Genomic DNA, 14,693 nt, shown 5'->3' on the forward strand with positions numbered 1-14,693 from the left:
ATTGTTGTTATGGCACTGCTTTCAAAACCAACACAGATCAAAACTGTGGGAGCGGGCTTGCTCGCGAAAGCGGTATATCAGACACATTTACATCGACTGACACACCGCCTTCGCGAGCAAGCCCGCTCCCACATTGGATTTTCATCGTTCACAGAATTTGGGCAAAAAGCGTTCATAGAGTGTTGTTCACTATTGTTCATTGTCAATCGCCCAACTGTTCAAATGTGTTCAGCAATGAACGCCCGATCCCCGCGTTTTCAGCCCTTTTCGCGACAAATCAACCACTTGCCATTTCTGGCACGAATGTCGCTCTGCTGCACAGGTCGCTTGACTCCAATAATAAAAAGGCCGAGCCATGTCACTCACCCTGGAGCACGTCAGCCGCACCGTCGAGGGCCAGACCTGGATCGACGATGCCTGCCTGAAATTCGAACCCGGATCCTTCAACGTTTTGCTCGGCCGCACGCTGTCGGGCAAGACCAGCCTGATGCGCCTGATGGCAGGCCTGGACAAGCCCGACAGCGGCCGGATCCTGATGAACGGCGTCGACGTCACCCAGCGTCCGGTGCGCCTGCGCAACGTGTCGATGGTTTATCAGCAGTTCATCAATTACCCGACCATGACCGTGTTCGAGAACATCGCCTCGCCGCTGCGTCAGGCCGGTGTTTCCAAAGAAATCATCCATAGCAAAGTGCTGGAAACCGCGAAGATGCTGCGCATCGAGAAGTTCCTGCAGCGCTATCCGCTGGAGCTGTCCGGCGGTCAGCAGCAGCGCACGGCGATGGCCCGGGCGCTGGTCAAGGATGCCGAACTGATCCTGTTTGACGAGCCGCTGGTCAACCTCGACTACAAGCTGCGCGAAGAACTGCGCCAAGAGATGCGCGAGCTGTTCAAGGCCCGCCACACCATTGCGATCTACGCCACCACCGAACCGAACGAAGCGTTGGCGCTGGGCGGCACCACGACGATTCTGCACGAGGGCCGGGTGATCCAGAGCGGCGCCTCGACTTCCGTCTACCACCAGCCGCAAACGGTGCTGGCCGCCGAGCTGTTCTCCGAACCGCCGATCAACCTGATGCCCGGGCGCATTGCCGGCAACGAAGTCAGCTTCGCCAATTTCGTGCACTTTCCGCTGAACGTCGACCTGCGTCCTGTAGGCGAGGGCGAGTTTCGCTTTGGCGTGCGCCCCAGCCATATCTCGCTGGTGCCGAGCAACGATGACGATCTGGAGCTGGCGGTGACCGTCGAAGTGGCGGAAATCAGCGGCTCGGAAACCTTCCTGCACGTGCGCAACGAGCATTTCCTGCTGGTGCTGCACCTGCCGGGCGTTCACGAATACGACGTCGATGCGCCGATCCGCATCTACATCCCGACCCACAAACTGTTCGTGTTCGATGCGCAGGGCCGTCTGGTGCAGGCACCGGGCCAACGTGTCGCGAGGGTTGCCTGATGGCCGAAATCCGTTTGCAGCACCTCGCCCACAGTTACAGCAAGCAGCCGAGCGGGCCTGACGATTACGCGATCCGCGAGATGGACCACATCTGGGAGCAGGGCGGCGCGTATGCCTTGCTCGGCCCTTCGGGTTGCGGCAAATCGACCTTGCTCAACATCATTTCCGGCCTGCTCAGCCCCTCGCAAGGGCATGTGCTGTTCGATGGCAAAGCGGTCAACGACCTGACCCCGGAGAAGCGCAACATCGCCCAGGTGTTCCAGTTCCCGGTGGTCTACGACACCATGACCGTGTTCGATAACCTGGCCTTCCCCCTGCGCAATCAGGGCATGGCCGAGGCGAAAGTGCACAGCAAGGTGCAGGAAATCGCCGAAGTCCTCGACCTGCAAAACTTGCTGAGCAAGAAGGCGCGCAACCTCACCGCCGACGAAAAACAGAAAGTCTCCATGGGCCGTGGCCTGGTGCGCGACGATGTCTCGGCGATCCTCTTTGACGAGCCGCTGACGGTGATCGACCCGCATCTGAAATGGAAGCTGCGACGCAAGCTCAAGCAGATCCACGAGCAGTTCAACATCACCATGGTCTACGTCACCCACGATCAGCTCGAAGCTTCGACCTTCGCCGACAAGATCGCCGTGATGTACGGCGGACAGATCGTGCAGTTCGGCACGCCACGGGAATTGTTCGAGCGGCCGACTCACACCTTTGTCGGCTACTTCATCGGCAGCCCGGGGATGAACCTGATCGAGGTGCAGCCGCAGCCGGGTGGGGTCGGTTTCGCTTCGACGCACTTGCCACTGTCCGACGCCTTGCAACGGCATATCGAACACGGTCAGTGGAAAAATCTGAAGGTCGGCATCCGCCCGGAGTTCATCCATGTCTGGGACGAGCCGTTTGACGAGGCGATGCAGGCGCGGGTGGTCCACGTCGAAGACCTCGGCACCTACAAGATCCTCACCCTCGACCTCGATGGCGCGCCGCTGAAGGTGCGTCTGGCCGAAGACAAACCGGTACCGCAGGGCAAGGCGTACATCAGTTTTCCGGCGCAGTGGCTGATGGTTTATGCCGATGAGTTTCTGCTCGAAGCCGACGACGAGGTGCAGCCATGAACAAGGTGCAGAACAACAAGGCCTGGTGGCTGGTGTTGCCGGTATTTCTGCTGGTGGCGTTCAGTGCGGTGATCCCGATGATGACCGTGGTCAACTATTCGGTGCAGGACATTTTCGACCAGTCCAGCCGCTACTTCGTCGGCGCCGACTGGTACAAACAGGTGCTGCTCGATCCGCGTCTGCATGACTCGTTGCTGCGTCAGTTCATTTATTCGGCGTGCGTGCTGTTGATCGAAATTCCGTTGGGTATCGCCGTCGCCCTGACCATGCCGACCAAGGGCCGCTGGTCGTCAGTGGTGCTGATCATTCTGGCGATTCCGCTGCTGATCCCATGGAACGTGGTCGGCACCATCTGGCAGATCTTCGGCCGCGCTGACATTGGTCTGCTCGGTTCGAGCCTGAATGCGCTGGGCATCAGTTACAACTACGCGGCCAACACCATGGACGCCTGGGTCACGGTGCTGGTGATGGACGTCTGGCACTGGACTTCGCTGGTGGCGTTGCTGTGTTTCTCCGGGCTGCGGGCGATTCCCGATGTGTATTACCAGGCGGCGCGGATCGACCGCGCCTCGGCGTGGGCAGTGTTCCGCCATATTCAGTTGCCGAAGCTGAAGAGCGTGCTGCTGATCGCGGTGATGCTACGTTTCATGGACAGTTTCATGATCTACACCGAGCCATTCGTGCTCACTGGCGGCGGGCCGGGCAATGCCACGACCTTCTTGAGTCAGACGTTGACGCAGATGGCGGTCGGCCAATTCGATCTGGGGCCGGCGGCGGCGTTTTCGCTGGTGTACTTCCTGATCATCCTGCTGGTCTCGTGGCTGTTCTACACCGCCATGACCCATTCCGACGCCAACCGCTGAGGCCCGGCCATGAGCAAAAGAAAACTTGTTCCGTTGCTGGTGTACATCCTGTTTCTGCTGGTGCCGATCTACTGGCTGCTGAACATGTCGTTCAAGAGCAACACCGAAATTCTCGGCGGGTTGACCCTGTTTCCGCAGGATTTCACCTGGCACAACTACAAGGTGATTTTCACCGATCCGAGCTGGTACACCGGTTATCTCAATTCGCTGTATTACGTCAGCCTGAACACGGTGATCTCGCTGAGTGTGGCGCTGCCGGCGGCCTATGCGTTTTCGCGCTATCGCTTCCTTGGCGACAAGCACCTGTTCTTCTGGCTGCTGACCAACCGCATGGCGCCGCCGGCGGTGTTTCTGTTGCCGTTCTTTCAGTTGTATTCGTCGATCGGGCTGTTCGACACGCACATCGCCGTGGCCTTGGCGCACTGCCTGTTCAACGTGCCGCTGGCGGTGTGGATTCTTGAAGGTTTCATGTCCGGGGTGCCCAAGGAAATCGACGAAACCGCGTACATCGACGGCTACAGCTTTCCCAAGTTCTTCGTGAAGATTTTCATCCCGCTGATCGGCTCGGGCATCGGCGTCACGGCGTTTTTCTGCTTCATGTTTTCCTGGGTCGAACTGCTGCTGGCGCGCACGCTGACTTCGGTGAATGCCAAGCCGATTGCGGCGGTGATGACGCGCACGGTGTCGGCCTCGGGCATCGACTGGGGCGTGCTGGCAGCGGCGGGGGTGTTGACCATCCTCCCGGGGATGCTGGTGATCTGGTTTGTTCGCAACCACGTGGCCAAGGGCTTTGCCCTGGGTCGGGTCTGAGGAATGCATGATGGAATGGATGAGCTGGACCACCCCCACGGCGGGGTTCTTTATCGCCATCGGCCTGTTGCTGGTGGGCATGACCACCTGGGAATTGCGCTCGCCGAGCATCCTGCGGCGAGGTTTTCTGCCGATTGCCACCACCCGTGGCGATCGCTTGTTCATCGGTCTTCTCGGCAGCGCCTACCTGCATCTGCTGGTAATCGGCGTCACCGACTGGAGCATCTGGGTAGCGTCCGCGCTGTCTCTGGTGTGGCTGTTGGTTGTGATGCGCTGGGGCTAGTCGAGTCGCTCGGCAATCGTGCTCCGTAACTCAAACTGGAGGTCTCTATGTTCGACAAAAACAATAAGCTGCGACATAGCATTTCATTGGCAGCCATGCTGGCACTCAGCGGTTTGAGCGCATCTGCCTGGGCCGATGCCTACGAAGACGCGGCGAAAAAATGGATCGGCAGTGAATTCAAGCCGTCGACCCTGACGGCCGATCAGCAGCTCGAAGAATTGAAGTGGTTCATCAAGGCCGCCGAGCCGTTTCGCGGCATGGAAATCAAAGTGGTTTCCGAGACCCTGACCACCCACGAATACGAGTCCAAGGTGCTGGCCAAGGCCTTCAGCGAAATCACCGGGATCAAGCTCACCCACGACCTGCTGCAAGAAGGCGACGTGGTGGAAAAAATGCAGACGGTGATGCAGTCGGACAAGAACATCTACGACGGCTGGGTCAACGACTCGGACCTGATCGGTACGCACTTTCGCTACGGCAAAACCGAATCGATCACCGACCTGATGGCCAACGAAGGCAAGAACTTCACCTCGCCGACCCTCGACATCAAGGACTTCATCGGCATCTCGTTCACCACCGCGCCGGATGGCAAGATCTATCAATTGCCCGATCAGCAGTTCGCCAACCTGTACTGGTTCCGCGCCGACTGGTTCGAACGCGCCGATCTGAAAGCCAAATTCAAGGAAAAGTACGGCTACGAATTGGGCGTGCCGGTGAACTGGTCGGCCTATGAAGACATCGCCAAATTCTTCAGCGAAGACGTCAAGGAAATCGACGGTAAACGCGTCTACGGTCACATGGACTACGGCAAGAAAGACCCGTCGCTGGGCTGGCGCTTCACCGATGCCTGGTTCTCCATGGCCGGTGGCGGCGACAAGGGCCTGCCCAACGGCTTGCCGGTGGACGAGTGGGGGATTCGCGTCGAGGACTGCCATCCGGTTGGTTCCAGTGTGACCCGCGGCGGCGACACCAACGGCCCGGCGGCGGTGTTCGCCACGCAGAAATACGTCGACTGGCTCAAGGCCTACGCGCCACCGGAAGCGGCGGGCATGACCTTCTCCGAGTCGGGACCGGTGCCGTCGCAGGGCAACATCGCCCAGCAGATCTTCTGGTACACCGCGTTCACCGCCGACATGACCAAACCGGGCCTGCCGGTGGTCAACGCCGACGGCACGCCGAAATGGCGCATGGCACCGTCGCCGCGCGGGCCGTATTGGGAAGAGGGCATGAAGCTCGGCTATCAGGACGTGGGTTCGTGGACGTTCATGAAATCCACGCCTGAGAAGCAGAAGCTCGCGGCGTGGCTGTACGCGCAGTTCGTCACCTCGAAAACCGTGTCGCTGAAGAAAACCATCGTCGGCCTGACGCCGATCCGCGAGTCGGACATCAACTCGCAGGCGATGACCGATCTGGCGCCGAAACTCGGTGGCCTGGTCGAGTTCTACCGCAGCCCGGCCCGCGTGCAATGGACCCCGACCGGCACCAACGTGCCGGACTATCCGCGCTTGGCGCAATTGTGGTGGAGCCACATCGCCGAAGCGGCCAGCGGCGAGAAGACTCCGCAACAGGCGCTGGACGGCCTGGCCAAGGATCAGGACGCGATCATGTCGCGCCTCGAACGCTCCAAGGCGCAAGCAGTATGCGCCCCGAAAATGAACCCGGAGCGCGACGCACAGTACTGGTTCGACCAGCCAGGCGCACCGAAACCGAAACTGGCCAACGAGAAGCCGAAGGGCGAGACCGTGAGCTACAACGAACTGCTGAAATCGTGGGCGGATGCGCGCAAGTGATGGTTGATGTGTGAAAGGCAAACGGCACCGTAAGGTGCCGTTTTTTTGTTGCCTGATCTACCGCTTTCGCGAGCAAGCTCGCTCCCACAGGTTTTGGCGGCGTCCACATATTTTGTGAATGACTACTGTCCCTGTGGGAGCTTGCCTGCAAGCGATGGGGCCATGGGGGTCGCCGCGGGAAAACCGAGGCGGAATACGGTCATGACGCCGGGCAAGCTTTTCACCTCCGCCACCCCCTGATGCAGGCTCATGATCGAGCGTACGATCGCCAGCCCCAGCCCGGTGCTGCCCTGTGAGCGCGAGCGGGCGCTGTCGACGCGGTAGAAGCGGTCGAACAGGTGCGGCAGGTGTTGCGCCTCGATGCCGGTGCCGGGATTGCTGACCAGCAGTGAAGCCTGCGTCGCGCCTTGCTCGATCAGCAAGGTGATGGTTTTGCCGTTCGGGCAATGACGCAGCGCATTCGACAGCAGATTGGAAATCGCCCGCTGGATCATCAGCCGATCGCCCAACACCGATGCGCTGCCAACAACATTCAAATGAATCTGCTTGTCCTGCGCCGCCAGCGAAAACATCTCCGCGACCTTCGCCGCTTCCGCCTCCAGCGTCACCGATTCAAACGGCGCCAGTGCCGACGGGTGACTGACCTGCGCCAGAAACAGCATGTCCGAGACAATCCGCGCCACGCGTTCCAGCTCCTCGGTACACGACACCAGCACGTCCTGGTATTCCTCACTCGTGCGCTCGCGAGACAGCGTCACCTGGGCCTTGCCCATCAGGTTGTTGATCGGCGTGCGCAACTCATGCGCCAGGTCATCGGAGAACTGTGACAACTGCTGCACCCCGGCATCCAGTCGATGCAGCATGAAGTTGATGCCCTGCGCCAGTTCGCTCAACTCCTGCGGCATGTTCACCACCGACAGCCGATGCTCCAGATCCTGCGTCGAGACCATCGCCGCCACTTTGCGAAACTCGCGCAGCGGCGCCAGTCCACGCTGCACCGCGCCCCACGCCGTCAGGCCGATGAACACCAGCAACAGCGGCAAGGCAATCAGCGTCGAGCGCAGATAGGCGCTGAGCAGCGCCTGATCGTGCGCGTTGTCCATCGATAGCAGCACCGGCACGCTGCTGCCGTCTTTGAGCCGAATCAGCTTCGACGCTGTAAGGAACTTCGCACCCTCGTCATCGATGCTGTCGCTATAGGCCAACTGCTCGGTAGTGCCTCGTACTGCGCGTAATTCGGCGCGTGGATCCTTCAGTCCCGAGCCGGATTTGAGCAGCGGCGTACGCAGGTTCGAACGGTCATAAATCGTCAGCGTCAGGTTGTCATGGCCCATGACCTGATCAAGCAGAATGTGCGGCTTGCCACTGACTTCGTTGGCGTCGACATACAGCGACAGGCTGTGCTCCACCTGCGCCATCTTCTTTTGCAGGCTGTCGCGGGACAGTGCATTCAGCTCATGGGTCAGGGCGAAATAGGCAAGGATCGCCAGAAACACCACCAACAGCGCACCGAGAATACTCACCGTCAGACCGAGGCGCATCGACAGGCTGGCCGGCTTCATTCGCGGGCCTCCAGCACGTAGCCGACACCGCGCAGGGTGTGAATCAGCTTGTTGTCGAACGGGTCATCGATCTTCGCCCGCAAGCGCCGGATCGACACTTCGACCACGTTGGTGTCGCAGTCGAAATTCATGTCCCACACCAGCGAAATGATCTGCGTACGGGTCAGCACCTCGCCGGACTGGCGCATCAACAAGTGCAGCAGGGCGAATTCCTTGGTGGTCAGGTCGATGCGCTGCTTGCCACGAAAAGCCCGATGCCGGCCCGGATCCAGTTCCAGATCAGCGACTTTCAACACCTGCGGCACCGGTATGTTTTCGCTGCGGCGCATCAGGGTGCGCACCCGCGCCAGCAGTTCGGGAAACTCGAACGGCTTGACCAGATAGTCGTCGGCGCCCAGGTCCAGACCACGAATCTTGTCCGCCAGCCGCCCGCGCGCGGTGAGCATCATCACCCGCGTCGAGTGGGTGCGGCGCAGTTGCTCCAGCACACCCCAGCCGTCCAGTTCCGGCAGGTTCACGTCGAGAATAATCAGGTCATAAGCCTGCTGTTGCGCCAGATGCAAGCCATCGGCACCGGTGGCGGCGTGGTCAACGATATAACCACTTTCGGTCAAACCCTGATGCAAGTATTCGGCAGCTTTAAGCTCGTCCTCAACGACAAGGATTCGCATGATCTATCACCACTTTTATTTAAGGGATATTTAATTAAGGTGGCCGGGAAAGTTATGGTTTTTGTAAGGTCTCCGGACGCTGTTCAATAACTGAATGATGAATACGGTAAAGGCTGTAGTGGCTACAGGGTCAATCTTGGAGGCCTTTAAAACGGCCATCCGCGACAGCCTGTCGCAGTCTGAATGCGCCAGCAGACATGTATTTCATTCAGGCAAGTGCTGTTCGGCAGATAACTACCGAGTATTTGTTTCCATGTATTACGGCAAAGCCTTTTGCACTTCGCATCCTAGAACAAAACAACTTTGCTGAACCGTGGATAACGGATTTGTAATGTTCCAGTCACCTTGTCGATAAGTTCAAAACCCTAACGTGGCGGCATCGAAAAATCCTGAATTAAAGGAAGTCCTCCATTGCCCGGTTTAATCGAACTGACGGCGCGATCACGCCTGAACAAAACCGCCAGCGGCCTCTTGTTGCTGGCGAGCAGCAGCCTGGCCAGCGCATCGACCCTGACGCTGGACCAGGCGCTGCAAAGTGCCTTAGCCGGTAACCCCGACCTCGCCGCCGCGCAGTGGGAAATCGGCATTGCCGAGGGCGATCGCCAGCAGGCTGGTCTGATCCCCAATCCCGAGGTGTCGTGGGAGGCCGAAGACACCCGGCGCAACTCGCGCACCACCACGGTGATGCTCAGTCAGCCGATTGAACTGGGCGGCAAACGCGGCGCGCGCATCGATGTCGCCAGCCGCGCGCAGGACGCCGCCGGCATCGAGCTGGAGCGCAAGCGCAATGCCTTGCGCGCCGATGTGATTCAAGCGTTCAACAGCGCGCAAACCGCGCAGCAACGCTTGCAGCTGGCGCGCCAGTCGCTGCAACTGGCCGAGCACGGTGTGCGCGTGGCCCAAGGGCGGATCGAGGCCGGTAAATCATCGCCGGTCGAAGGTACGCGAGCACAGGTGCAGCTCTCGGAAGTGCGCCTGGAGGTGAGCCGCGCCGAGCGCGATCAGGCCAACGCCTATCAGCAACTGGCGCAGGTCATGGGCGCACCGTTGCCGACTTCGACCAACGTCCAGGCCGCCACGCAAAACCTCGCCACGCTGCCGCCGCCCGGCCGTTTGCTCGAGCGTCTGAACCAGACCGCCGAGCTGCGTCTGGCGAAACTGCAGATCGATCAGCGCGAAGCCTCGTTGGGCCTGGAAAAGTCCCAGCGCATTCCTGATCTGACGGTGAGCATCGGCAGCCAGTACAGCGAAACCGAGCGCGAACGGGTCAACGTGGTCGGGCTGTCGATGCCGATTCCGCTGTTCAACCGCAATCAGGGCAATGTGCTCGCCGCCGCACGGCGCAGCGATCAGGCTCGGGATCTGCGCAACGCCACCGAGCTGCGTTTGCGCACCGAAGTCCAGACCAGCCTTGAGCAATGGCAGACCGCCAACGGCGAAGTCAACGCGTTCAACCAGACCATCCTGCCCGCCGCACAAAGTGCAGTGGACAGCGCCACCCGTGGTTTCGAAATGGGCAAGTTCGGTTTCCTCGACGTACTCGACGCCCAGCGCACCCTGATCGCCGCGCGCAGCCAATACATCCAGGCCGTCAGCGAGGCGACCGAGGCCCGCGTGCGCCTCGAACGGATCTTCGGCGACCTCAGCGTCAGCCCTTGAATTTCACTTTTCAGACAACTGCGCGATGGCACGGCGCAGAGGAGTTTCCATGGATAAAAAACTGATGGTGGTCGCGGTGGCGACCTTGGCGCTCGGCATTGGCATCGGTTCGATGTGGCCGGCCAATTCAACTATCGACGCGCATGCCGATGAGGCCTCCGAACGCGCCGATCACGCCGATCACGCCGAGGAGGGCGCTGCCGCCGAAGGCGAACATGCCGAAGAAGGCCACATCGAATTGAGCGCCGAGCAGATCGCCGCCGCAGGCATTCAACTGGCCGAGGCCCGGGCGCAAAGCATCAGTCTCGGCTTGTCGTTTCCCGGCGAAGTGCGCTTCGACGAGGACCGCACGGCACACGTCGTGCCGCGCGTGCCGGGGGTGGTCGAGTCGGTGGCGGTTAACCTCGGGCAACCGGTGAAAAAGGGCCAGTTGCTGGCGGTGATCGCCAGTCAGCAGATCTCCGATCAGCGCAGCGAACAGGCCGCCGCGCAACGTCGCCTGGCGCTGGCGCGCACCACCTACGAGCGCGAGAAAAAACTGTGGCAGGACAAGATCTCCGCCGAGCAGGATTTTCTGCAGGCGCGCCAGGCCTTGCAAGAAGCGGAAATCGCCATGAACAACGCCCGGCAAAAAATCAGCGTGCTCAGCGGCAGCATGGTCGCCACCGGCGGCAATCGCTACGAACTGCGCGCGCCATTCGACGGCGTGGTGGTGGAAAAACACCTGACGTCGGGCGAGGTGGTCGATGAAACCACGGCGGCGTTTACCCTTTCGGACTTGTCTCGCGTGTGGGTGACCTTCGGTGTCTCGCCCAAGGATCTGACCAAAGTGCAGGTGGGCAAACCGGTGACCGTCAGCGCGCCTGAACTGAAGGCCGAAGTGAGCGGCAGCGTGGCGTACGTCGGCAGCCTACTCGGCGAACAGACCCGCACCGCGACCGTGCGCGTGACGCTGGAAAACCCGCAGGGCTCATGGCGTCCGGGGCTGTTCGTCACCGCACTGGTCGCCACCGAGAGCCGCCAGGCCAAAGTCGCCGTACCGGAAACCGCGATCCAGACCGTCGAGGACAAACCCACGGTGTTCGTGCGTACCGACGACGGCTTCAAGGCGCAGGCGGTGGAACTGGGCAGCCGTGCCGCCGGCCACGTGGAAGTCACTCAAGGGCTGGAACCGGGCGTGCAAGTCGCCAGCGCCGGCAGCTTCGTCCTCAAGTCGGAGCTGGGCAAAGCCTCAGCCGAGCACAGTCATTAATTCTGGAAGGTCCCCATGTTCGAACGCCTGATCCAGTTTGCCATCGAGCAGCGCATCATCGTGCTGCTCGCCGTTCTGCTCATGGCCGGCCTCGGCATCGCCAGTTATCAGAAACTGCCGATCGACGCCGTGCCCGACATCACCAACGTCCAGGTGCAGATCAACACCGGCGCCGCCGGGTTCTCACCGCTGGAAACCGAGCAGCGCATCACTTTCCCGATTGAAACCGCGATGGCCGGTTTGCCGGCGCTGGAGCAGACCCGCTCGCTGTCGCGCTCCGGGCTGTCGCAGGTCACGGTAATCTTCAGGGACGGCACCGACCTGTTCTTCGCCCGCCAACTGGTCAACGAGCGTCTGCAGATCGCCAAGGAGCAATTGCCCGAAGGCGCGGAAGCAGTGATGGGGCCGATCTCAACCGGCCTCGGTGAAATCTTTCTGTGGACGGTCGAGGCGCAGGAGGGCGCGTTGAAGGACGACGGCACAGCCTACACGCCGACCGATCTGCGGGTGATTCAGGACTGGATCATCAAGCCGCAATTGCGCAACGTGCCGGGCGTTGCCGAGATCAACACCATCGGTGGGTTTGCCAAGGAATACCAGATCGCGCCCGATCCGAAACGCCTCGCCGCGTACAAGCTCACCCTCACCGATCTGATCACCGCGCTGGAGCGCAACAACGCCAACGTCGGCGCCGGTTACATCGAGCGTAGCGGCGAGCAATTGCTGATTCGCGCGCCGGGGCAAGTGGCGAGCACCGAGGACATCGCTAACATTGTCATGGCCAATGTCGACGGCACGCCGATCCGGGTCAAGAATGTCGCCACGGTGGAAATCGGCCGTGAGTTGCGCAGCGGTGCGGCCACCGAAAACGGTCGGGAAGTGGTGCTCGGCACCGTGTTCATGCTGATCGGCGAAAACAGCCGCACCGTCTCGCAAGCAGTCGCGAGAAAGCTCGAACAGATCAATAAGTCCTTGCCGCAAGGCGTGATCGCCGTGCCGGTGTACGACCGCACGCACCTGGTCGACAAAGCCATCGCCACGGTGAAAAAGAACCTGATCGAAGGCGCGATTCTGGTGATCGCGATTCTGTTCCTGTTCCTCGGCAACATCCGCGCCGCGCTGATTACGGCGATGGTGATTCCGCTGTCAATGCTGTTCACCTTCACCGGCATGTTCAGCAACAAGGTCAGCGCCAACCTGATGAGCCTCGGCGCGCTGGACTTCGGCATCATCGTCGACGGCGCGGTGGTGATCGTCGAAAACACCCTGCGTCGTCTGGCGCATGCGCAGCAGCATCACGGCCGCTTGCTGACCCGTGCCGAGCGTTTCAAGGAAGTCTTCGCCGCGGCGAAAGAGGCGCGGCGCCCGCTGATTTTCGGCCAGTTGATCATCATGGTGGTGTACCTGCCGATCTTCGCGTTGAGCGGCGTCGAAGGGAAAATGTTCCACCCGATGGCGTTCACCGTGGTCATCGCGTTGCTCGGTGCGATGCTGCTGTCGGTGACCTTTGTGCCGGCAGCGATTGCGCTGTTCGTCACCGGCAAGGTCAAGGAAGAAGAGGGCGTGGTGATGCGCGGCGCCCGTCGGGTGTATGCGCCGGCGTTGGCCTGGGTTATGGCCCATCGCGCGGTGGCCGTGGGCGCGGCGTTGGCGGTGATCGTGCTCAGCGGCGTGCTCACCAGCCGCATGGGCAGCGAGTTTGTGCCGAGCCTCAGTGAAGGCGATTTCGCCCTGCAAGCGCTGCGCGTGCCGGGCACCAGCCTGACGCAATCGGTGGATATGCAGCAGCGCCTGGAAACGCTGATCCTGGCCAAAGTGCCGGAGGTTGAACGGGTGTTCGCCCGCACCGGTACGGCGGAAATCGCTTCCGACCCGATGCCGCCGAACATCTCCGACAGCTACGTGATGCTCAAACCGAAGGATCAATGGCCAGACCCGAACAAGTCCCGCGAAACCCTGATGGCCGAGTTGCAACAAGCCGCCGCGACGTTGCCGGGCAGCAACTATGAGCTGTCGCAGCCGATCCAGTTGCGCTTCAACGAGCTGATCTCCGGTGTGCGCAGCGATGTCGCGGTCAAGGTGTTCGGCGATGACATGGATGTGCTCAATGCCACGGCAGCGAAGATCGCGGCGGCGATGCAAAAGGTCAACGGCGCCTCTGAAGTGAAAGTCGAGCAGACCACCGGGTTGCCGGTGCTGACCATCAACATCGACCGCGACAAGGCGGCGCGTTACGGGCTCAACGTCGGTGATGTGCAGGACACCATCGCTGTGGCAGTGGGCGGGCGTCAGGCCGGCACCTTGTACGAAGGCGATCGGCGCTTCGACATGGTGGTGCGTTTGTCCGATGCGATGCGCAAGGACATCGACGGCTTGTCGGCGTTGCTGATTCCGGTGCCGGCGCTGAGCGGTGCGGCGAATCAGATCGGGTTTATCGCGCTGAAGGACGTCGCCAGCCTCGATCTGGTGCTCGGGCCGAACCAGGTCAGCCGCGAAAACGGCAAGCGTCTGGTGATCGTCAGCGCCAACGTGCGCGGGCGGGATATCGGCTCGTTCGTCAGCGAGGCCGGTGCGCTGATCGAGCGCGAGGTGCAGGTGCCTGCCGGTTACTGGACCAGTTGGGGCGGGCAGTTCGAGCAACTGCAATCGGCGGCCAAGCGCCTGCAGATTGTGGTGCCGGTGGCGTTGCTGCTGGTGTTCGGGTTGCTGTTCATGATGTTCAACAACCTCAAGGACGGCTTGCTGGTGTTTACCGGGATTCCGTTTGCCTTGACTGGCGGGGTGATGGCGCTGTGGTTGCGGGATATTCCGCTGTCGATTTCCGCAGGCGTGGGGTTTATCGCGTTGTCCGGGGTAGCGGTGCTCAACGGACTGGTGATGATCGCGTTCATTCGCAATTTGCGTGAGGAAGGAAGGTCGCTGACGGAGGCGATCAACGTCGGCGCGCTGACGCGCTTGCGGCCGGTGTTGATGACCGCGTTGGTGGCGTCGCTGGGGTTTATTCCGATGGCGTTGGCGACGGGCACCGGCGCCGAAGTGCAGCGGCCGCTGGCGACGGTGGTGATTGGCGGGATTCTGTCCTCGACGATTCTCACGTTGCTGATCTTGCCCGCGCTGTACCAGATCGCCCATCGCCGGGATGAGGACACCGTACCGTCTGAATAGGTGATCCCTTGTGGGAGCGGGCTTGCTCGCGAAGAGGCCGTGTCAGTCGACATCAATATTGGATGACACACCGCTTTCG

11 protein-coding genes are annotated in these 14,693 nt (G+C 61.0%); 9 read left to right on the forward strand and 2 right to left on the reverse strand.

Annotation, left to right across the window (positions count from 1 at the left end):
- The first annotated feature begins 355 nt into the window (after positions 1–355).
- Genes CRO59_RS13555 through CRO59_RS13580 form a run of 6 tightly spaced genes read left to right on the forward strand, consistent with a single transcriptional unit; the run spans position 356 to position 6,305 of the window.
- A complete protein-coding gene (locus CRO59_RS13555; protein ID WP_097088142.1) occupies positions 356–1,450 on the forward strand; it encodes an ABC transporter ATP-binding protein in 1,095 nt (364 codons plus the stop codon).
- Positions 1,450–2,559 (forward strand): ABC transporter ATP-binding protein, encoded by a 1,110-nt coding sequence (locus tag CRO59_RS13560; protein ID WP_027614644.1) that lies wholly within the window; start codon positions 1,450–1,452, stop codon positions 2,557–2,559. Before CRO59_RS13555 ends, CRO59_RS13560 begins: the two co-directional genes overlap by 1 nt.
- On the forward strand, positions 2,556–3,422 hold the full coding sequence (locus CRO59_RS13565; RefSeq protein ID WP_007961995.1) for a carbohydrate ABC transporter permease: 867 nt from the start codon (positions 2,556–2,558) through the stop codon (positions 3,420–3,422). Before CRO59_RS13560 ends, CRO59_RS13565 begins: the two co-directional genes overlap by 4 nt.
- Positions 3,423–3,431: 9 nt before the next feature.
- Positions 3,432–4,232, forward strand: a complete 801-nt coding sequence (locus CRO59_RS13570; protein ID WP_096795652.1) for a carbohydrate ABC transporter permease — start codon at positions 3,432–3,434, stop codon at positions 4,230–4,232.
- 10 nt (positions 4,233–4,242) lie between these two features.
- Positions 4,243–4,515: a DUF2160 domain-containing protein gene (locus CRO59_RS13575; RefSeq protein WP_027614647.1), complete on the forward strand. Its 273-nt coding sequence runs from the start codon at positions 4,243–4,245 to the stop codon at positions 4,513–4,515.
- A 47-nt stretch (positions 4,516–4,562) separates the two neighbouring features.
- Positions 4,563–6,305, forward strand: a complete 1,743-nt coding sequence (locus CRO59_RS13580; RefSeq protein ID WP_097088140.1) for an ABC transporter substrate-binding protein — start codon at positions 4,563–4,565, stop codon at positions 6,303–6,305.
- Between the two features lie 122 nt (positions 6,306–6,427).
- On the opposite strand, the gene CRO59_RS13585 is transcribed toward CRO59_RS13580, so the two are convergent.
- Together CRO59_RS13585 and CRO59_RS13590 are read right to left on the reverse strand one after the other, a co-directional pair.
- A complete protein-coding gene (locus tag CRO59_RS13585) occupies positions 6,428–7,867 on the reverse strand; it encodes a heavy metal sensor histidine kinase (RefSeq protein WP_097088139.1) in 1,440 nt (479 codons plus the stop codon).
- Positions 7,864–8,538 carry a heavy metal response regulator transcription factor gene (locus tag CRO59_RS13590; RefSeq protein ID WP_097088137.1) on the reverse strand — a complete coding sequence of 225 codons (675 nt, stop codon included), beginning with the start codon at positions 8,536–8,538 and terminating at the stop codon, positions 7,864–7,866. The genes CRO59_RS13585 and CRO59_RS13590 overlap by 4 nt, the downstream gene beginning before the upstream one ends.
- A 411-nt stretch (positions 8,539–8,949) precedes the next feature.
- Here CRO59_RS13590 and CRO59_RS13595 point away from each other — a divergent pair, with 411 nt between their 5' ends.
- Genes CRO59_RS13595 through CRO59_RS13605 form a run of 3 tightly spaced genes read left to right on the forward strand, consistent with a single transcriptional unit; the run spans position 8,950 to position 14,614 of the window.
- Entirely contained in the window at positions 8,950–10,197 is a 1,248-nt protein-coding gene (locus CRO59_RS13595) for a TolC family protein (RefSeq protein WP_097088135.1), read from the forward strand.
- A 49-nt stretch (positions 10,198–10,246) separates the two neighbouring features.
- The gene (locus CRO59_RS13600) at positions 10,247–11,449 is read left to right on the forward strand and encodes an efflux RND transporter periplasmic adaptor subunit (protein ID WP_097088133.1); all 1,203 of its coding nucleotides are present in this window, start codon (positions 10,247–10,249) and stop codon (positions 11,447–11,449) included.
- A 15-nt stretch (positions 11,450–11,464) separates the two neighbouring features.
- Positions 11,465–14,614, forward strand: a complete 3,150-nt coding sequence (locus CRO59_RS13605) for a CusA/CzcA family heavy metal efflux RND transporter (protein WP_097088131.1) — start codon at positions 11,465–11,467, stop codon at positions 14,612–14,614.
- The last annotated feature ends 79 nt before the right edge of the window (positions 14,615–14,693 follow it).

The sequence above is a fragment of the Pseudomonas sp. LAMO17WK12:I5 genome, from assembly GCF_900215165.1.
Classification (GTDB): domain Bacteria; phylum Pseudomonadota; class Gammaproteobacteria; order Pseudomonadales; family Pseudomonadaceae; genus Aquipseudomonas; species Aquipseudomonas putida_A.